This window comes from Terrabacter sp. P2_E3, from assembly GCF_056403915.1.
Map to the genome: position 1 here is coordinate 281,899 of NZ_JBFUEN010000003.1, position 17,640 is coordinate 299,538.

At 70.8% G+C, this 17,640-nt stretch carries 16 protein-coding genes and 1 pseudogene; 9 read left to right on the plus strand and 8 right to left on the minus strand.

The genetic code is table 11. The features are described 5' to 3' along the window. Positions 1 to 205: 205 nt before the first annotated feature. The 3 genes from AC1DW8_RS04570 to AC1DW8_RS04580 are packed head-to-tail and all read left to right on the plus strand — an operon-like array spanning position 206 to position 2,486. Positions 206 to 1,615 carry an alkaline phosphatase family protein gene (locus AC1DW8_RS04570; RefSeq protein ID WP_478092219.1) on the plus strand — a complete coding sequence of 470 codons (1,410 nt, stop codon included), beginning with the start codon at positions 206 to 208 and terminating at the stop codon, positions 1,613 to 1,615. A gap of 49 nt (positions 1,616 to 1,664) precedes the next feature. After that, a complete protein-coding gene (locus AC1DW8_RS04575) occupies positions 1,665 to 1,865 on the plus strand; it encodes a hypothetical protein (protein ID WP_478092222.1) in 201 nt (66 codons plus the stop codon). A gap of 60 nt (positions 1,866 to 1,925) precedes the next feature. Then, the gene (locus AC1DW8_RS04580; protein ID WP_442274231.1) at positions 1,926 to 2,486 is read left to right on the plus strand and encodes an NYN domain-containing protein; all 561 of its coding nucleotides are present in this window, start codon (positions 1,926 to 1,928) and stop codon (positions 2,484 to 2,486) included. 15 nt (positions 2,487 to 2,501) lie between these two features. Here the strand turns inward: AC1DW8_RS04580 and AC1DW8_RS04585 are convergent, their stop codons facing one another. Beyond that, entirely contained in the window at positions 2,502 to 2,912 is a 411-nt protein-coding gene (locus AC1DW8_RS04585) for an MmcQ/YjbR family DNA-binding protein (protein WP_056775310.1), read from the minus strand. A 78-nt stretch (positions 2,913 to 2,990) separates the two neighbouring features. Between AC1DW8_RS04585 and AC1DW8_RS04590 the strand changes: the two genes are divergently transcribed. Further along, positions 2,991 to 3,584: a GNAT family N-acetyltransferase gene (locus AC1DW8_RS04590; RefSeq protein WP_478092224.1), complete on the plus strand. Its 594-nt coding sequence runs from the start codon at positions 2,991 to 2,993 to the stop codon at positions 3,582 to 3,584. 40 nt (positions 3,585 to 3,624) lie between these two features. On the opposite strand, the gene AC1DW8_RS04595 is transcribed toward AC1DW8_RS04590, so the two are convergent. Then, entirely contained in the window at positions 3,625 to 4,302 is a 678-nt protein-coding gene (locus tag AC1DW8_RS04595; RefSeq protein ID WP_056774664.1) for a Type 1 glutamine amidotransferase-like domain-containing protein, read from the minus strand. A gap of 266 nt (positions 4,303 to 4,568) precedes the next feature. Here AC1DW8_RS04595 and AC1DW8_RS04600 point away from each other — a divergent pair, with 266 nt between their 5' ends. Together AC1DW8_RS04600 and AC1DW8_RS04605 are read left to right on the plus strand one after the other, a co-directional pair. Further along, positions 4,569 to 7,292, plus strand: coding sequence for a GAF domain-containing protein (locus tag AC1DW8_RS04600; protein ID WP_478092226.1), 2,724 nt, complete (start codon positions 4,569 to 4,571; stop codon positions 7,290 to 7,292). Positions 7,293 to 7,398: 106 nt separating this feature from the next. Continuing rightward, a complete protein-coding gene (locus AC1DW8_RS04605; RefSeq protein WP_478092230.1) occupies positions 7,399 to 7,815 on the plus strand; it encodes a nitroreductase/quinone reductase family protein in 417 nt (138 codons plus the stop codon). A 68-nt stretch (positions 7,816 to 7,883) separates the two neighbouring features. Here the strand turns inward: AC1DW8_RS04605 and AC1DW8_RS04610 are convergent, their stop codons facing one another. The 3 genes and pseudogenes from AC1DW8_RS04610 to AC1DW8_RS04620 all read right to left on the minus strand — a co-directional run bounded on the left by AC1DW8_RS04610 (position 7,884) and on the right by AC1DW8_RS04620 (position 10,663). Then, positions 7,884 to 8,138: an aldo/keto reductase gene (locus AC1DW8_RS04610; protein ID WP_478092232.1), complete on the minus strand. Its 255-nt coding sequence runs from the start codon at positions 8,136 to 8,138 to the stop codon at positions 7,884 to 7,886. Between the two features lie 31 nt (positions 8,139 to 8,169). Beyond that, a pseudogene (locus AC1DW8_RS04615) lies at positions 8,170 to 8,853 on the minus strand (aldo/keto reductase); the annotation flags it as partial. Next, positions 8,765 to 10,663 (minus strand): ferric reductase-like transmembrane domain-containing protein, encoded by a 1,899-nt coding sequence (locus AC1DW8_RS04620; protein WP_478092234.1) that lies wholly within the window; start codon positions 10,661 to 10,663, stop codon positions 8,765 to 8,767. The gene AC1DW8_RS04620 and the pseudogene AC1DW8_RS04615, both read right to left, overlap by 89 nt. A 247-nt stretch (positions 10,664 to 10,910) precedes the next feature. On the opposite strand from AC1DW8_RS04620, the gene AC1DW8_RS04625 reads away from it, so the two are divergent. Further along, positions 10,911 to 12,506, plus strand: coding sequence for an alkaline phosphatase PhoX (locus tag AC1DW8_RS04625; RefSeq protein WP_478092236.1), 1,596 nt, complete (start codon positions 10,911 to 10,913; stop codon positions 12,504 to 12,506). A gap of 84 nt (positions 12,507 to 12,590) precedes the next feature. Here AC1DW8_RS04625 and AC1DW8_RS04630 read toward each other — a convergent pair whose 3' ends face one another. Both AC1DW8_RS04630 and AC1DW8_RS04635 read right to left on the minus strand, forming a co-directional pair. After that, positions 12,591 to 13,577 (minus strand): sugar phosphate isomerase/epimerase family protein, encoded by a 987-nt coding sequence (locus AC1DW8_RS04630; protein WP_056774647.1) that lies wholly within the window; start codon positions 13,575 to 13,577, stop codon positions 12,591 to 12,593. Between the two features lie 49 nt (positions 13,578 to 13,626). Further along, positions 13,627 to 14,805, minus strand: coding sequence for a Gfo/Idh/MocA family protein (locus AC1DW8_RS04635; protein WP_056774644.1), 1,179 nt, complete (start codon positions 14,803 to 14,805; stop codon positions 13,627 to 13,629). A gap of 190 nt (positions 14,806 to 14,995) precedes the next feature. Here AC1DW8_RS04635 and AC1DW8_RS04640 point away from each other — a divergent pair, with 190 nt between their 5' ends. Then, positions 14,996 to 16,099, plus strand: a complete 1,104-nt coding sequence (locus AC1DW8_RS04640) for a LacI family DNA-binding transcriptional regulator (RefSeq protein WP_478092239.1) — start codon at positions 14,996 to 14,998, stop codon at positions 16,097 to 16,099. A gap of 37 nt (positions 16,100 to 16,136) precedes the next feature. After that, the gene (locus tag AC1DW8_RS04645) at positions 16,137 to 16,793 is read left to right on the plus strand and encodes a VOC family protein (protein ID WP_082619662.1); all 657 of its coding nucleotides are present in this window, start codon (positions 16,137 to 16,139) and stop codon (positions 16,791 to 16,793) included. A 6-nt stretch (positions 16,794 to 16,799) separates the two neighbouring features. Here AC1DW8_RS04645 and AC1DW8_RS04650 read toward each other — a convergent pair whose 3' ends face one another. Then, entirely contained in the window at positions 16,800 to 17,636 is an 837-nt protein-coding gene (locus AC1DW8_RS04650; RefSeq protein ID WP_056774636.1) for an alpha/beta fold hydrolase, read from the minus strand. Between the last annotated feature and the right edge of the window lie 4 nt (positions 17,637 to 17,640).

The following is a 17,640-nucleotide window of genomic DNA, read 5'->3' on the forward strand; positions in this document are numbered from 1 at the left end:
TCGCTGACGGATGTGCGAAACGGTGTCAGACCGGGCCATTCCGGCGCTAACGTCTTGAGGTCGGAAAAGTCTTCGGCCCTGAGGGGGAGCCGTGCGTGCTACCGGGTGGCGAGCTGTTGCATTGGTGACGGCGCCGATCGTCGGAGCGTTGTCCTTTGCCCCAATCGGTTCGGCGTCGACGCAGCTGAATCCGAAGGTGGAGCACGTGCTGCTGCTCAGCCTCGACGGGTTTCACGACGTCGATCTGACGAACTATGTCGCGGCGCATCCCACATCCGCGCTGGCGGAGGTCGTGGCACGGGGACGTCGCTACTCGAACGCGTCAGCCCAGACACCGTCGGACTCGTTTCCCGGCACGCTCGCCATGGCGACAGGCGGGTCACCGCGGTCGACCGGGGTCTACTACGACGTGTCCTGGGACAACAGCCTCTCGCCGGCCGGCTCGGACTGCAGTACGCGGGGCGCGCTCGTTCCGTTCAACCAGACGATCAACGTCAACGCCAACACGGGCGACAGCGTGGCCGACATCAACCCGGCCAAGCTGCCGCGTGACCCGGACCACGGGTGCAGCGTCGTCTACCCGCATCAGTTCCTCAAGGTGAACACGATCTACGAGGTGGCGCACGCGGCAGGGCTGCGCACGGCCGTCGCCGACAAGCACCCGAGCTACGAGATCCTGTCCGGTCCCTCCGGGACAGGCATCGACGACTTCTACGGCCCCGAGTTCAACGCGGCCAAGGCCGACATCACGAAGATCATGGCCAACGACGAGCTCAAGGTCAGGGCAGTGCTGAACGAGATCGACGGGCTCGACCACGACGGCACCGCGGTCGTCGGCGTCCCCGCCATCTTCGGCATGAACTTCCAGGCACCGAACATCGGGCAGAAGTTCTCCGGCTACGTCGACGGTGCCGGCGCGATCCCCCAGAGCGTCACCACCATCGGCCCCCTCGCCGGGAGCGCCCCCGGGCTCGCGCAGGCGCTCGACTACGTGGACGGCGCGGTGGGCCGGATGCTGAGCCGGGTCGAGGCCAACGGTCTGAACGGCGACACGATGATCATCCTGACCGCCAAGCACGCCAACAGCCCGGTCGACCGCTCCACCCTGCGGTGGATAGACCCAGCCGGCTTCGCTCCGCTCATCAACAGCGTCCAGCCCGGGCTGACCGCGCAGGTGACGGCGGACACGATGGCGCTCGTCTGGCTCACGGATCGCACCCGTGCAGCCGACGTGGCGGCCGTGCTCGAGGCGAACGCCGCGACGGTCGGGGCCAGCACCGTCACCAGCGGTGCCGCAGTCGCGGAGCTCTTCGCCGGACAGCTCGGCGGCAACGCGAGCCGGATCCCCGACGTCGTCGTGCAGCCGGCGACCGGGGTCGTCTATGCGGCGCCGAATGCGAAGCTGGTCGACCACGGAAGCGGTAGCGCCGAAGACACTCACGTCCCCTTGGTCATCATCGAACCCGGTCGCAAGGGCGGTCGCACCCTCGTCTGTCCTGTCTCGCTGCGACAGATCGCGCCGACCGTCCTCCGCGCCCTCGGGCTCAGGGAAGACACGCTCGACGCGGTCCGACTGGAAGGCACGCAGCGGCTGACGAACGGGGACGAGTGTTGAGTTGGTCTGCCGTGGGCTGTCCGGCCCGGCCGAGGGCGTCCGGTGAGCGATGACGTACTTCTGGGTCGGCGTCGGCGTGCTGCTCGTGGTCGGCCTCGGCATGATCGTGTGGGCCTCCCAGTCGGGGCCGGACCCGTCCGGGCGTGACGTCTCGGCCCGGCGGAGCAGGCAGACGCAGATCGGTGCCCTCCTGGTGGCGGTCTCGCTCGGCGTCCTCGTGGTCGCCTATCTCACGGCCGCCTGGCCCTAGGCCGCTGCCCGCTTCGCTGGGCGGAGTTGCGAGAGCGGTGGGGGACGTAGGCTCCATCCCATGGCTGAGACTCCCCGCATCACGTACGTCCTCATCGACGGGGAGAACATCGACGCCACCCTCGGGACCTCGATCCTGGGACGGCGTCCGCGCCCCGAGGAGCGCCCGAGGTGGGAACGGCTGCTCCAGTTCGCGCAGGAGCTGTGGAACCAGCCGGCCGCCGGGCTCTTCTTCCTCGCGGCCAACAACGAGCTGCCGATGCCGTTCGTCCAGGCGCTGATGGCCATCGGCTACCGGCCCGTCCCGCTCTCCGGCGCGCCGGGCGAGAAGGTCGTCGACATCGCCATCCAGCGGACGCTCGTCGAGATCCGTCAACGCCGGGCCGACGTGCTCCTCGTCAGCAACGACGGGGACTTCGTCGACCAGGTGGGCGACCTGCTGGACGGCCGGCGGGTGGGGGTCGTCGGCTTCCAGGAGTTCCGCAGCAACGCGTTTCTCGAGCTGACGGCCCAGGGTCTGGCCACCTTCGACCTCGAGTACGACGTGCAAGCCTTCCGGGAGTCGCTGCCGCGGATCCGTGTCATCGCGATCGAGGACTTCGACCCGGCCGACTTCCTCTAGACCCGCCTCGCGCCGTCACGGGTCCAGTCGGCGCCTCAGCGTGTGGGGCGCGCAGAACCGGTAGCTCTCGGTCACCAGCTCGGCGACCTCGTCCCAGTCGGTGTCGTCGTCGAGCACCATGCCGACGACGGTCGGCGACCACGGCGGCCGGTAGAACGGCGGTCCTGCGTTGACCAGCGCCGACAGCTCGTCTCCGGATGAGCGGAAGGTCAGCACCGTGGTCGGCTCGGTCACGCCCGTCACGTCGCGGTATGCCGAGGTGTACCCCTCCTGGGCCACGAGGACGTGGGCGAAGGTCTTGCTCCGCACCCGCCACCGTATGCCGGTCCAGGCGTCCTCCTCGTAGGCGTCGGGCAGGGCCAGCGCCGTGGACCCGAGGCGCGCGACGACATCGCCGGAGGGCTCGATGCGCGGCGGCCTGGACACGCGCCGAGTCTGCCAGCGCACGCCGACAGGTGGTCGCTCGTCCGGGCGCGTCCCCACCGCCACCACTAGTCTCGAGGTGTGCCCGAGTTCAGCTGGCGACCGGCCAACGACGCGATGATCGCGGACGTCGAGGCCGTGTTCGATGCCGGTGGCGCCGCCAAGTGCCGCTGCCAGGCGCTCAAGGTCCCGGGCTGGATCTGGCGCGACACGTCTCAGGACGAGCGTGACGCTGCGCTCCTGGAGCAGGCTGGCTGCGGCACGAGCGGCCCGACATCTGGCCTCGTCGGCTACGTCGACGGCGAGCCGGCCGGCTGGGTCGCGGTCGAGCCTCGGGAGAACTATCCGAGGATCTGGGCCCGGCAGAAGGCGTGGATGCGGATGGACCCCGAGCTCGAGGGCGTCTGGTCGGTCACCTGCTTCGTCGTGCGCAAGGGCTTCCGGCGACAGGGCCTGATGTACGAGCTCGCCGCCGCCACCGTCGAGTACGGCAGGAAGGTCGGCGCTCGCGTCCTCGAGGGCTACCCCACCGAGCCGCCGCCCGGGAAGACGGTGATCTGGGACGAGGCGTCGGTCGGGCTGCTCCAGGTCTTCCTCGACGCCGGCTACGAGGTCGAGGCGTCGCCCACTCTGCGTCGGAGGGTCGTGCGACACCGGCTCGGCGCATCGTCCTGACGGTCGGCTCCGTCAGGGCCATCTCTGGCTCGAGGTGGCGTCAGCGGTCACGAGGGAAGTGCTTCCAGTTCCCTTCTGTCACAACCTCGACGGTGCCATCGGCCACCTTGATCGCCGTCTGGTCGTCCATGGCATACGCAGGATGGGAGATGCCGGCCACCCACTGCTCCGCCTCGGCCATGGAGTTGCCCGGCATGCCGTCCGGAGCCAGATGGGGACAGATCGAGAAGTCAACGATGCCCAGCGTGCTGTCGTCACCGGTCGGCGGTCTCCACTGGATGAAGTCTTCCCCGACCTCGGGGGTCATCACCATGCTCCCGGCGCTCAGCCCCACCCAGACCGTCTCGGTCAGGGATGGAAGCAGGTCCGCCAGCCCAGACTCCCGCATCCAGTAGCAGAGATAGAGAACGTCGCCCCCGGCCACCAAGAGCACGTCGGTTTCCCGGACCAGCGGCACCCAGCGCTCCTCACCGATGCTGGGCAGCGCGGTCAGCTCCAGCACGCCGACGGACTTCCAGCCCAGGTCGACCATGGGATTCTGGGAGTTTCCACTGATGAACTGCCACGCCTTGACGCCAGGACCGACATGGGGATGTCCGTACTGGGCGGTCGGGATGCACAGAGCGCTCGAGTCTGCGATCGGCTTGCCCAGCAGATCGACCAACGCGTCGCGGATGCTCGAGTTCGTGACTCCGCCAGAGGTGAGGAGAAGACGCATTGCCTTGGCTCCGTCAGTCGTGCCGTCCCAGAGGACGAGCGTGGTCAACCTCGAAGCGGGAAGGCCCGAGGCGTGTGCACACCGTACACACCTGGACGCCTGGGCAGGGTTCTTGGCTGTCGGACCCATCTCGGAGGTCCTGTCGGCAGATCCGGTGACGCCTGTGCTCGGAAGGCCGAGGTTGCGCCTTTCTCGACCGCGCGCCGTCCGAGGGGAGGAAACTGCAGGGTGGAGCGCATCGAGGCACCAAGGATGGGGAGCCGCGCATGGTCAGGTCCGGAGAGGCGCCGGAGGACAGCATTGCCGTGATGTCGCGGCAGGCGCTCGTGGGGCGTCTTGCGCAGGTCAAGGAGCAGTTCCGGGCCACGAGCGACATCCTCAAGGTGTTGACGAGCTCGTCGGGAGACCCCGACAAGGTCTTCGACGCCGTCGTCGAGAACGCCCGGACGCTGCTCAACGCGGCCGTCGCGCAGATCTACCTCGTCAAGGGCGCGACGTACGTCATCGCGCGCCAGAGCGGCATGACGGAGGAACACCGCCGACTCCTCGAGCAACACCCGATCAAGCGCGACCGCGGCACCCTCGTCGGCCGCGTGACCATCGACCGCCGGATCCACCACATCACCGACGCCGTCGCCGACCCGGACTACAGCCGGTCCGACCTCCAACGGATGGCCGGCTTCCGGTCGATGATCGGCGCGCCGCTCATCGTGGGAGACGAGGTGGTCGGGGCGCTCAACGTGATGCGGAACCGCGTCGCCCCCTTCGACGACGTCGACGAGCGCGTGCTCGCGACGTTCGCCGAGCAGGCGGCGCTCGCGCTACGCCACGTCGACCTGTTCGCCGCGCTCGAGAGCAGGTCAGCCGCCCTCGAGAACAGGTCCGCCGAGCTGGCACGAAAGGTCGAGCAGCTGGAGGGCCTCGCCGACGTCGGCGCCGCGATCAGCTCGACGCTCGTCCCGGACGAGATGCTCGCCACGATCGTGTCGCACGCAGTCGAGCTGTCCGGCACCGACGGTGGTTCGCTGATGGAGTACGACGAGGCGACCGGGCTCTTCCGGGTGCGAACCGTGTACGGCACGAGCGACGACACGGTCTCTGCCCTTCGGGCCGCCGAGATCCACATCGACCGGACGTGGGTCGGCAAGGCGGCTCGGACCCGCCGCGTCCTGCAGATCCCCGACCTGGACGAGGCGCAGCTCGACGAGCACCTGGCCGTCCTGCACGCGGACGGCTGGAAGTCGCTCGTCGCCGTCCCGCTCGCCAGCCCTGACCGGGTCGTCGGCGTCCTGGTCGTCCGGCGAAAGAGGACTGGTTCCTTCAGTGGTGAGACGTGCGACCTGCTCGACACGTTCGCCAGCCAGTCCGCGGTGGCACTGACGAACGCCCGCCTCTACCAGCAGCTCGAGCTGCAGAGCGCCGACCTGGCCGAGGCGAGCAGGCACAAGTCGGAGTTCCTCGCGAGCATGTCGCACGAGCTGCGCACCCCGCTCAACGCGGTGATCGGGTTCTCCGAGGTGCTCCTCGAGCGGATGTTCGGTGACCTCAACGAGCGGCAGGAGGACTACCTCAAGGACATCCATGATGCCGGCCGCCACCTGCTCGCGCTGCTCGGCGACATCCTCGACCTGTCGAAGATCGAGGCGGGGCGGATGGAGCTCGACCTCACCACGTTCCTGGTCGACGACGTCATCGGCCAGGCCCTCTCGCTGGTGCGCGAGCGGGCGGCACTGCACGGCATCGAGCTCACGCTCGAAGCCCAGCAGGGCCTCGGGCTCGTCACCGCCGACGAGCTGCGCCTCAAGCAGGTGCTGCTCAACCTGCTCAGCAACGCCGTCAAGTTCACGCCGGACGGGGGCTCGGTCGGGGTTCACGCGCGTCGCGACGCAGGCGACCTCGTCGTGACGGTCACCGACACGGGCATCGGCATCTCGCGAGAGGACCAGGCCCGCATCTTCGACTCGTTCCAGCAGGGCAGCAGGTCTGCGTCGACGACGGAGGGCACGGGCCTCGGGCTCACGCTGAGCAAACAGATCGTCGAGCTGCACGGGGGTGAGATGTGGGTGCGGAGCGCTCTCGGTGAAGGCAGCACGTTCGGCCTCAGGATCCCGCAGGTGGCGGTGCCCGCGAAGGTGCGAGACGAGCAGTGGCCGGCCGACGACCTCTCGAGCGGCGAACCGACCGTGGTGGTCATCGAGGACGACACGAGATCGGCCGAGCTCGTCGCGCTGCACCTTCGCGCCGCCGGCCTGAACCCTGTGACCGTCGGCACCGGTGAGGCGGGCCTCGAGGCCGTCCGCCACCTGTCGCCGGCTGCGGTCGTCCTCGACATCCACCTGCCGGGAATGACGGGATGGGACGTGCTGGAGACCCTGAAGGCGGACCCCTCCACGGCGTCCGTGCCCGTCGTGATCGTCAGTGTCGAACCCGAGCGCGGCCGCGGATTCGCTCTGGGTGCAACGGAGTACCTCGTCAAGCCGGTCGCCGGGGAGCACCTCCTCGCAGCCGTCAGCCGAGCTCTGCAACAGACTCGGAATCCCGTCCCGGTGGGGACCCTTCCCGAAGGTCGTAGCGTCGTCGTCGTCGACGACGACCCGCTCGCACTCAAGCTCGTGCGAAGCACTCTGGAGCCGCTCCGCTGGACGGTCCACACATGCTCGGGCGGCCTCAACGCTGCGGATGTGGTCCGCACGGTGAACCCGTCGGTCGTCATCATGGACCTGCTCATGCCGGAGGTGGACGGGTTCGCCGTCATCGACGAGCTGCGGGCCGACGGCACAGACAGCGGCCCACCCATCGTCGTCCTCACGGCGAAGTCGCTGACGTCAGAGGACCTGCGGCGACTCGAGGGTCGGATCGCCTTCGTCGCGGAGAAGGCAGGGCTCGACCTGGCGAGCCTGGCACGGCGGCTGGCCCAGATCGCCGCTGCGGACGAGGCCGAGACCGGGAGCGGGACCAGCCACGAGACGGGCGACGGAGGGGCGTCATGAGCGACCGGCCGCTGGTCCTCTCGCGGAGGACCGCCTCGTCGATCGGCGACGAAAGGCCGGGCTGCGCTACGGGTGTGGTCGGGCCACCCCGCGTAGCCTGACGGGCATGAGCGACTGGAATGACAAGGTCATTGCCGAGTTCCGGGACAACGGCGGGAAGGTCGGCGGCAACTTCGCGGGCGCGCCGCTCCTCCTGCTCCACACCACCGGCGCCAAGTCGGGGGAGACGCGCGTCAACCCGATGATGTACCAGGCCGTCGACGGAGGCTGGGCCGTCTTCGCGTCCTACGCCGGCCTCGACGTGAACCCGGCGTGGTTCCACAACCTCAAAGCCCACCCCGACGTGGCGATCGAGGTGGGCGCCGAGGGTGAGGTCGAGACGATCGACGTGCACGGGAAGGTCCTGACCCCCGACGAGCGCGAGCCGGTCTGGGAGGAGCAGAAGCGCCGCTACCCGGGCTTCGCCCAGTACGAGCAGAAGACCCACCGCGTCATCCCGGTCGTCCTCCTGACGCGCCGCTGACGCGCCGCTGACGCGCCGCTGACGCGCCGCTGACGCGGCGCTGACGCGCGCCTGACGCCCAGCCCCGGTCAGGCGGCGACCGCCGCCAGGTCGGCCAGGTCGCCGTCGGTCAGCTCGAGGTCGGCGACCGCCATGTTCTCCTCGAGGTGCGCGACCGACGACGTGCCCGGAATGAGCAGCACGTTGTCGGCGCGGGCGAGCAGCCAGGCCAGGCCGACCCGCGCCGCGGGTACGCCGCGACGAGCGGCGACCGCCTGCACCGCAGCCTGGTCGACGACCTTCGGCAGGTGCGGGAAGGCCGAGCCGAGCGGGAAGTACGGCAACGTACGCGATCCCGGCCGACGTGCACGCGTCGAGGACGTCTGCGTCCGTCTGGTCGACCAGGCTGAAGGGGTTCTGCACGCACACGATCTCCGTGATCGCTTGCGCCGCAGCGAGATCCGCAGCCGATACCGTCGAGAGGCCGACCCCGGCGATCTTGCCCTCGTCGCGCAGGGCGGCGAGCTCGGCGACCTGGTCCTCGAGCGGCACCTCACCGGCACCGGGCGCGTCGGCGTCCATCCGACGCAGGTTCACTGCCGTCAGGCGGTCGACCCCGAGAGCGCGCAGATTCGCCTCCACGTCGGCGCGCAGCTCTGCAGGCTTCTGGGCAGGCAGCCACGCGCCGGCCGAGTCGCGCCGCGCCCCCACCTTGGAGACGAGAGCCAGGTCGGCGGCATACGGGTGCAGGGCCTCGCGGATCAGCTCGTTGCTGACGTCAGGCCCGTAGAACTGGGCGGTGTCGATGTGGTCGACGCCGAGCTCGACGGCTCGGCGCAGCACGCGCAGCGCCTCGTCGCGGTCGCGCGGCGGCCCCATGACCCCGGGGCCGGGGAGCTGCATGGCGCCGAAGCCCACGCGTCGAACGGAGCGGTCTGCCAGGGGGAAGGTGTCGGTCATCCCATCGACGCTAGGTGTTGGAGTGCGCTCCAACGCAAGACCGCCGGCCCCGACCGACGCCCCAACCCTCGACACGCGGCTCCGGATCCCGGTCGCCATTGCCACCACAACCTGCGAAATCGCGCTCTCCAACCCGCTCTTCGGCAAGACCCGGCTGCGGTCCGTCCCCCAGATCTGCTGCAACGGCCTGTTCGCCTGCCCTGCAACCGGACCCAAGCACACGTTCGCCTACGTCGACGACGTCGCCACGGCCGGTAGCGGCTTCGACACCGCCGCCAAGTGGGACACCGGCGCCAACCCGAGCAGCGGTGGCACGGCCGCCTACACCAACCAGGAGCTCAGCGGTCTCGGCTCCTCGATGACCGACGCCGGAGACGGCAAGATCTACGTCGGCTTCAACATCGCCGACCGTGGAGACAGCGGCAAATCGACGTCGGCCGCCACGACGACGGACCCGACGACCTCGGTTGCCGACACGGCTTCCGCGTCGGGCTCGACCAGGCGGTGACCAAGCCGGCGACGTCGGCCGGAGGCCAGCCGGTGACCTCGGAGGGCGCCACCAAGTAGCCGTAGACCCCGGGCGAGGCGCTCGGCGCGCAGGATCTGCGGGCCGACAGAGGAAGGCCGAGAGGAGGCGAGGCTCGGCGCCCACCGTCGCGAGCACCTGCTCGACCGTGAGCCGCGGGTCGGTCTCGGTGTCGACGAGGTGGAGGTGCAGCTCCTCGTGGTGCCCCACCAGGTGCGCGACCTCGTCGGCGAGGGGCGCCGGACCTCGCGCTGTGTAGAAGAAGTCGACGCGGTGCGGCAGCTCACCGGGCCTGACGGAGCGGAGCCAGCTGAGCATCGGCGAGACCCCGATCCCGCCCGCGACCCACACCTGGTGCTCGGTGCCCCGCGTGAAGTCGAAATGCCCCTGTGGGCTGCTGATGACGGCCGGCATGCCCGGCGCGACGAGATCGCCGATGCTCGACGTGAAGTCGCCGAGGGCGCGGACCGTGATCCGGACCTCCTTCTCCTGCGGGCCGCTGGCGATCGTGAAGGGGTGCCGGTGCCAGCGGTCGCGGGCCTCGAGGTTGACGAGGGCGAACTGGCCGGGGCGGAAGTCGAAGCGGTCACCGAGCGGGCGCAGCCAGATCTCGTACGACGCGTCGTCGATGGGCTCCACCGACGACACCTCGTAGTCATGGGTCCGGGCGACGCGCCGGGCCAGCAGCTCGCGGTAGAGGTAGAAGGCGAGACCGACGCCACCGACCGCGACGTAGGACCACCGCAGCAGCTGCGAGCCGAAGACGGTCGCGTCCATGAGGCCGTGGACGAACCCGAGTCCCAGAAAGATCCCGGTCAGGCGATGGAAGCCGCGCCAGAGCCCGTAGCGGCCGATCCACCTGCCGACGAACCGGATCGGTGGCGCCGCCATGAAACGCTCCACGAGCGGGCGCGCCGGTCGCGGTGTGATGGAGCGCCAACGCGGGGCGATGGCCCACACGGTGAGGGTCGCGAGCCCGACGATGCCGATCGTGCCCAGGGTCGGACCGAGCTGGGTGGGGTTGGGGTTGCCCGTCGACGCGATGTGCACGCCGATGAGGGCCGTGCCCGCCATCGCGACCCGGCGGTGCCACACCGCGGCCTTGTCGACGCCGTCGAAGAACTGCTCGACCCAGCGCAGTGTGCTGATGAGGACGAGGCCGACCGACAGGAGCAGGACCCCCTCCGCGCCGATGAGCTGACCGATGAACTGGCCCGCGTCGCCGACTGGTCGGGCCAGCAGCCAGAGCAGCGCGAAGGCGACGACGAGGGCGCCGATCGTCGCCGGCCCGACGAGGCGGGTGACGAGGTGCGCGCCGTGGTAGGGGCGTCGCTGGCGCAGCTGGGTCTCGAGGGCCATCGGGGTCTCGGCTTTCGGCGGCACGCGGCGATGCGTGCGGGGACATGGCGTCGGCCTGTGTCGCGCTCCCCGAGCAGGCCATCCCCAGACACGTACCCCGTCCGCCAGTGGCCGCGTCCGGCCGGTCGTCGAGACTTCACCGGCTCGTCGGCGCGATCTTCCACGCCGTTCACGGGATCCGAAGGGTTCTCCCAGACTCCGCCGAAAGTGTGGAGCGGTCTCAGCTCACCCACCCCGGGCACTCACACCGGGGCCCACGAGAGGCTTCTCCGTGCACACTCCCACCATCGTCAAGGCGGGGCTCGTCGGCACCCTCGCCGCAGCCGCCGCCTTCGCCCTCGGCGGCTCCTCCGCCGACGCCCACGGCGGCCTCCCCGTCGTGGGCGTGCTGCACGCCAACGCGAAGTTCGGCGTGCAGAACAACGTCCTCACCCCGTCGGCCAGCCAGACGTCCGTCGCCTGGGGCAACCTGCCGCTGACGAACCCCGACACCGCCAACGGCGTGACCCACTACGGCTTCAACACCCTCGACGGTGCGCCTCTGACGCAGACGAAGAACGAGGCCCACAAGACCGAGCCCGACAAGAACGTCTACCTCGTCCTCGGCGGCAGGCACTACCTCTACCAGGGCCACGAGATCGGTCCGCGCGGCTATGTCACGCGCATCAACCTCGACGAGACCGATCCCCTCAAGCGGGTCACGCTGATCTCCGACACCGACGTCGCGGGCAACGCCTACCCGACGATCGACGGCATCACGTGGGACCCGTTCACCCGCCAGCTCCTCCTCACGGCGGAGTCGAGCGCCCCCAAGGGTGGCGTGTTCGGGGTCGGCCTCGACGCGAAGGGTGACCCGGTCGACGGCGGCAGGGCGACGCGGCTCGCGGCGCTCGGCTCCGGTGGCTTCGAGGGCATCCAGAACGACGCTGCCGGCAACGTCTGGATGCTCGAGGACATCGGCGGTGCCGGGGCGAGCGGCGGCAAGGTGCCCAACAGCTTCGTCTACCGCTTCGTGCCGAACGACAAGAGCGACCTCACCCGGGGCGGCACGCTCCAGGCGTTGCAGATCAGGCGCGCCGACGGCACGCCGGCCACGACGTCACAGCTCCAGTCCAACCCGTCGGACCCGTTCATCGGTGCGCTGCACACGTACGGCTCGTCCTTCGCGACGGCGTGGGTCACGATCCACACCGGCACGACCGAGGCGTTCGACGCCACCGCCGCCGCCAAGGCAGCGAACGCAACGCCGCTCAAGCGTCCCGAGAACGGCGTCTTCCGGCCCGGCACGGGATTCAAGGAGTTCTACTTCACCGAGACGGGTGACACGAGCACCTCGAGCACCCTCCCCGGCGCGTACGGCGGCGTCTTCCGCATCTCGCAGGCGAGCCCGACCTCCGACACCGGTCGCATCTCGATCGCCGCGGTCGGCGACGTCGAGCACACCGGCTTCGACAACATCACCTTCGCGACGAAGGACGACCTGCTCGTCGTCGAGGACGCCGGCGACGGCCTGCACACCCAGCGCAACGCGCTCGACTCCGGCTACGTCTTCAACCTCGCCGACGGCCGCGAGCAGGAGGGGTCGTATGCCGCCGGGCGGGGTCGCGCTCCGAAGCCGGTCCGCTTCCTGGCGGAAGGCCGCGACGCGTCCGCGACGTTCGACTCGATGAGCGGCCCGTCGTACAACGACGGCGACAACGAGATCACCGGCATCCACGTCTCCGACGGCGACCCGACGGTCGGCGGTCTGCTCGGCGCCAAGCTGCCCCAGCCCACGACGTCGGCCTCCTGGCGGACGTTCTGGACCCAGCAGCACGGCGACAACACGACCTGGGAGATCAGCTGGAACGGCGACCGCCAGAACTGACGGGCCGCTGACCGACCGCCCGGTTGAGGTATCGCCGCCGCAGAACCTGCGGCGCGCCTACCTCAACCGGGTGGCGGCGCGGCGTCAGATGCCCTTCGCGGCCTCGATGAGGGTGTTGGCGGCGAAGCGCAGCCCCTCGAGCTGGTCGAGCTCCTGGTCCTCGTGCTCGATGTTGACGGGCATGTCGGGGTCGACCTTGTGCAGGGCGCGGAGGAACTCGGTCCAGTAGGCCGTGTCGTGCCCGCGGCCGACGGCGACGAAGTCCCAGGAGGGGCTCTTGGGCCAGCCGCTCAGGGTCGTGCCGCCACCCAGCGGCAGGTAGCCGGGCTCGCCCTGGGCGACGCGGTAGAAGGAGTCGTCGATGACGCCGTTGACCTTCGCGGCGTCATTGATGCGCGTGTCCTTGGCCGCGGCGACGAAGACGAGCTCGCCGAGGTCGGCCACGGCGAGGACGGGGTCGATGCCCTGCCAGAAGAGGTGGCTCGGGTCCATCTCGGCACCGACGTGGGTCGCTCCGGTCTCCTCGACGAGGCGGTGCAGGGTGCGCGGGTTGAAGACGATGTTGCCCGGGTGCATCTCGATGGCGACGCGGACGTCCGCCGCGGCGGCCCGGGCCTGGATGTCCTTCCAGTAGGGCACGGCGACGCTCCACTGATGGTCCTGCACGTCGAGGAAGGGGCTCCACCACGGGAGCGGGTTCCACACGGGGACAGAGGTGCCCGGCTCGCCGCCCGGAGCGCCGGACATCGTGATGACGCGCGGGACGCCGAGGAGCGCGGCGAGCTCGATCGAGTCGACGAGGTCCTGAGAGTGCGGGAAGCCGGCGGCCGGGTGCAGCGGGTTGCCGTTGCAGTTGAGGGCGGTCAGGGTCAGGCCGCGCGAGGTGAACTCGCCGAGGTAGTCCTGCCGGGCCTGCTCGCTCGCCCGGAGGTCGTCGACGGGCAGGTGGATGGGCGGCAGGAAGCCGCCGGAGTTGATCTCGACGCTCGTGAGTCCGAGGCTCGCGATCATGTCGAGGGCCTCGCCGAGGGGCTTGTCGCCGAGGCAGGCGTTGTAGGCGCCGAGCTGCATGGTCGTACCTTTCGAAAGTGTCTGGGGTGGTGATGGATTCGAGCGCGCGTCAGGCGAGCGAGACGGACGATCCGTCGGCCGCGGCTGAGCGGGTGACCGCATCGATGATGGTGAGGTCGCGCAGGCCGTCCTCGAAGGTCGCGACGGGCGGCAGACCCTCGATGCCGGCGACCTGCTCGAGGAAGGCGCGGCACTGGTAGCCGAAGAGGTCGCCGACACCGAAGGAGACGCCGGGGAAGTCCATCGGCAGGCCGCCCTTGACGTAGGGGTGGGCCGGGCCGGCGAGCACCTGGTTGTAGCCGTCGAGGCCGTCGTCGCGCAGCTTGCGGATGACGGAGAACTCGGCGGGTCGGTCCATGTCCCACTTCGCGGCGCCGTGCTCGGCCATGAGGTCGAAGGCGAGCGAGTTCGCGTGGCCCGGCGCGATGCGCGAGATCGAGAAGGTGCCGACGGCGCCGGACTCGAAGTGCGCGGTGAAGGTCGCGACGTCGTCGTTCTCGACCGGCTCGCGCACGTCGGACAGCTCGGCCCGGGCGTGCCCGTAGGTCGTGCCGAGCGGCACGGCGCGCTCCGTGACCTTCGTCGTGAACGTCGCGCCGCTCACGGAGTCCATGGGCCCGCAGAGGAACTCGGCGAGGTCGATGAGGTGGCTGCCGATGTCGGCGAGGGCTCCGGTGCCGGGGCCGCCCTTGTAGCGCCACGCCATCGGCGTCTCGGTGCTGCGGGCGTAGTCGCACCAGTAGCGGCCGTTGAAGTGGCTCACCTCGCCGAGCTCGTCGTGCAGCAGCTCGCGGATCGCGGCGACGGCGGGCTGGCGACGGTAGACGAACGCCGTGCCGGTCGTGAGGTCCGGGTGCTTCTCGGCGGCGGCGATCATGGCCCGGGCGTCGTCGATGCTCGCGGCGATCGGCTTCTCGCAGAGCACGTGCTTGCCGGCGTCGAGGAGGGCCTCGACGATCTCGCGGTGCAGGTGGTTGGCGACGACGACGCTGACGACCTGGACGTCGTCGGCCGTCAGCAGCTCGCGCCAGTCGGTGCCGTGGCGTTCGTAGCCGTAGCGGGCGGCAGCGTCCTTGGCGACGGCCTCATTCGCGTCGACGACGGCGGCATACCGGATGGGCGGCAGCGGTGGGTCGAAGAGCGTGGGGGCGGTGCGGTAGCCGGCGCAGTGCGCCCGTCCCGCCATGCCGGCGCCGATGACGGCGACGCCGATGGGTGACTGCGTCATGGGATGTACCTCTCTGGACATCTCGGTCAGGGTTGCGCAACGAGCGCTTTTAAAGCGCTTTAAGTTACGATGGCTCCAGTGTGCGGAGCGCCGCCCACGCCTGTCAACACTTTGTTCTGACAATCTGTCCTGAGTCCCTCCCGACGCCGCCACCGACGCCGCCACCCGAGCCGCCACCCGAAGGAGCCGTATGCCGTCCCGCCCCGCGCGCCCCCGCCTCGAGGACGTCGCCTCCCGGGCCGGCGTCAGCACCGCCTCGGCGTCCCTCGTCCTGCGTGGACGCCCGGGGCCGGGTGCCGCGACGCGCGAGGCCGTCCTCGACGCCGCCCGCGAGCTCGGCTACCGCGCCGACCGCACCGCGAGCCTCCTCGCCCGGCGGCGCACCCAGCTCCTCGGCGTGACGATGGACGTCAGCAGCACCTTCCACGCCGAGCTGCTCGAGGACCTCCAGGCCGCCGCCGACGAGCGCGGCTACGACATCGTCGTCAGCCCGCTGACACGCACCCGCGACGAGCGCCGCGCCGTCGAGTCGCTCCTCGACTTCCGCTGCGAGGCCTTGCTGCTGCTCGGTCCCCGGCTGCCCGACGCCGAGCTCGCGGCGCTGGCCGAGGAGCACCACGTCGTGGCCATCGGCCGCCGGGCGCAGGCGGCCGGCGTCGACGTCGTGCGCGCGGCCGACGACGTCGGCGTCGGCCTCGCCGTCGAGCACCTCGTCGGGCTGGGTCACCGCGACATCGCCTTCGTCGACGGGCCGCGCGGGCCGATCGCCACGCTGCGCCGACAGGGCTACCGCAGCGCCATGAAACGCCTCGGTCTCGCGGACGCGGCCGTCGTCGTCGACGGCGGGGGAGACGAGGAGTCCGGCGCCCGCGCCGCCGCAGCCCTCCACCTCCAACCTGAACCGTCGAAAGGCCGCGAACCGGAGCCCGCCGACGATCGGGCGGCCCGACGTGGCCGCGTGCGTATGCCGTCCGCCGTCGTCGCGTTCAACGACCGGGCCGCGCTGGGTCTCCTCGACCGACTCCGGCGCGACGGTGTCGACGTGCCCGCGGACGTCTCGGTCGTCGGCTACGACGACAGCCTCATCGCCCGGCTCGCGACCGTCGACCTCACGAGCGTCAGCCAGATCCCCGAGGCGATGGCGACGGCCGCGGTCGAGGCAGCGACGCAGCGCCTCGACGAGGGGCGCACCGAGCCCGTCGAGCTCGTCCTCGAGCCGCAGCTCGTGGTCCGCGGCACGACGGCGCCGCGCGGTGACACGACGACCCGGTGCGGCGGCATACGCGAGCCGTGAGGGCCCGGGCGTCGGCGCAGCGGACTACGGTCGGGTCATGGCCGACAAGCTGACCCGACAGGCGGCGTCCGACGCCCTCCCCACGTGGCGGTTCCTGCTCCAGCGGATGCACCTCACGGTGCAGGCGCCCGACGTCGCGACGGCCTTCGACTTCGTCGCGCGGGTCGGCGCCGTGGCGGCGCCCCTGGGCCGGCAGCCCGACCTCGACGTCCGCGGCGCCCTCGTGCACCTGGCTGTGTCGACCGAGCCGGCGGGTGGCGTCAGCGACGCCGACATCGCGGTCGGCCGAGCCGTCGACTCCGTGGTCGCCGAGATGGGGCTGACCTCGCAACCGGGGACCCTCACGGTCGTCGAGATCGCCATCGACGCCATGGACATCGACGCCGTCCGGCCCTTCTGGGACGCCGTCCTCGGGTGGGACGTCATCGCCCGCGACGACGTGCAGGATCCGCTCCGCCTCGGCCCGGCCGTGTGGTTCCAGCAGATGGACGAGCCTCGGCCGCAACGCAACCGGATCCACCTCGACGTCACCGTCGCCCACGACGAGGCGCCCGGACGCATCGAGCGGGCACTGGCCGCCGGCGGGCACCTCGTGTCCGACGCGAGGGCCCCGGCCTTCTGGATCCTCGCCGACCCCGAGGGCAACGAGGCGTGCGTCTGCACGTGGCAGGGCCGCGACCCCGTCCCGGGCTGACGCTCCTCAGTCCTCCAGTGCGGCCGACACCAGGCGCGCGAAGCGGCCCGGGTCGTCGACCCAGGGGAAGTGGCCGGCGCCGGGCTGCACGACAGAGCGGCCGTCGACGAAGAGCGCGGCGAGCTCCGCGCCGAGCTCCGGGCCCGGCATGAGGTCGAGCTCGCCGACGATGACGCGCACCGGGGCGGTCAGTGACCCGAGTGCCGCCCGCGTCGTGGCCGTGTCGACGGCCTCGGCGCGGAAGGCCAGGGTGCCCCCGCGGTTGCGCTGGGCCTCGTCCGTCGCGGCGTGCCGCCGTGCGGCCTCGGTCCACGGCCCGTAGAGGAAGGGTGACATCGCCTGCCGCGTCGCCGCGGAGTCGTCGTCGGAGTCGAGAGCGACCCTGGCCGCCGCGAACCACGGCTCGCCGGAGCGCAGCGCGATGCGCTCCTCCCAGTCGTCGTCGCTGATGTCGAGGCCCACCGCCGAGGTGCCGGGGGTGACGAGCACGAGGCGACCGACGCGTGCAGGGTGGCGTGCGGCATACAGCAGGCACACGGATGCCCCGGCGGAATGGCCGAGGAGGTCGAAGCGCTCGAGCCCGAGGTGGGCGCGGAGCGCGTCGAGGTCGTCGGCGAGCCGCGACGGGCCGTATGCCGTCGGGTCGGCCGGCTCCGGGGAGTCGCCGGTGCCGCGCGGGTCCGGGATGACGAGCGTGCGCCCGGCCACTCGCGCGAGTCCGCCGAGGTCCCCGAGGTATGCCGCGTCACGGGCGGGGCCGCCGGGCCAGACGACGAGCGGGTCGCCGGTGCCCTCGGTGCGGTAGGCGAGCTCGGTGCCGTCATCGGACAGGTAGGTCGGCATGGGA

Bases quoted from the DNA above. Each gene is read 5' to 3' on its own strand.
- AC1DW8_RS04575 (WP_478092222.1), top strand. From the start codon at position 1,665: ATGACGTACTTCTGGGTCGGCGTCGGCGTGCTGCTCGTGGTCGGCCTC.
- AC1DW8_RS04580 (WP_442274231.1), top strand. From the start codon at position 1,926: ATGGCTGAGACTCCCCGCATCACGTACGTCCTCATCGACGGGGAGAAC.
- AC1DW8_RS04595 (WP_056774664.1), bottom strand. From the start codon at position 4,302: ATGCGTCTTCTCCTCACCTCTGGCGGAGTCACGAACTCGAGCATCCGC.
- AC1DW8_RS04600 (WP_478092226.1), top strand. From the start codon at position 4,569: ATGGTCAGGTCCGGAGAGGCGCCGGAGGACAGCATTGCCGTGATGTCG.
- AC1DW8_RS04605 (WP_478092230.1), top strand. From the start codon at position 7,399: ATGAGCGACTGGAATGACAAGGTCATTGCCGAGTTCCGGGACAACGGC.
- AC1DW8_RS04630 (WP_056774647.1), bottom strand. From the start codon at position 13,577: ATGCAGCTCGGCGCCTACAACGCCTGCCTCGGCGACAAGCCCCTCGGC.
- AC1DW8_RS04635 (WP_056774644.1), bottom strand. From the start codon at position 14,805: ATGACGCAGTCACCCATCGGCGTCGCCGTCATCGGCGCCGGCATGGCG.
- AC1DW8_RS04640 (WP_478092239.1), top strand. From the start codon at position 14,996: ATGCCGTCCCGCCCCGCGCGCCCCCGCCTCGAGGACGTCGCCTCCCGG.
- AC1DW8_RS04645 (WP_082619662.1), top strand. From the start codon at position 16,137: ATGGCCGACAAGCTGACCCGACAGGCGGCGTCCGACGCCCTCCCCACG.
- AC1DW8_RS04650 (WP_056774636.1), bottom strand. From the start codon at position 17,636: ATGCCGACCTACCTGTCCGATGACGGCACCGAGCTCGCCTACCGCACC.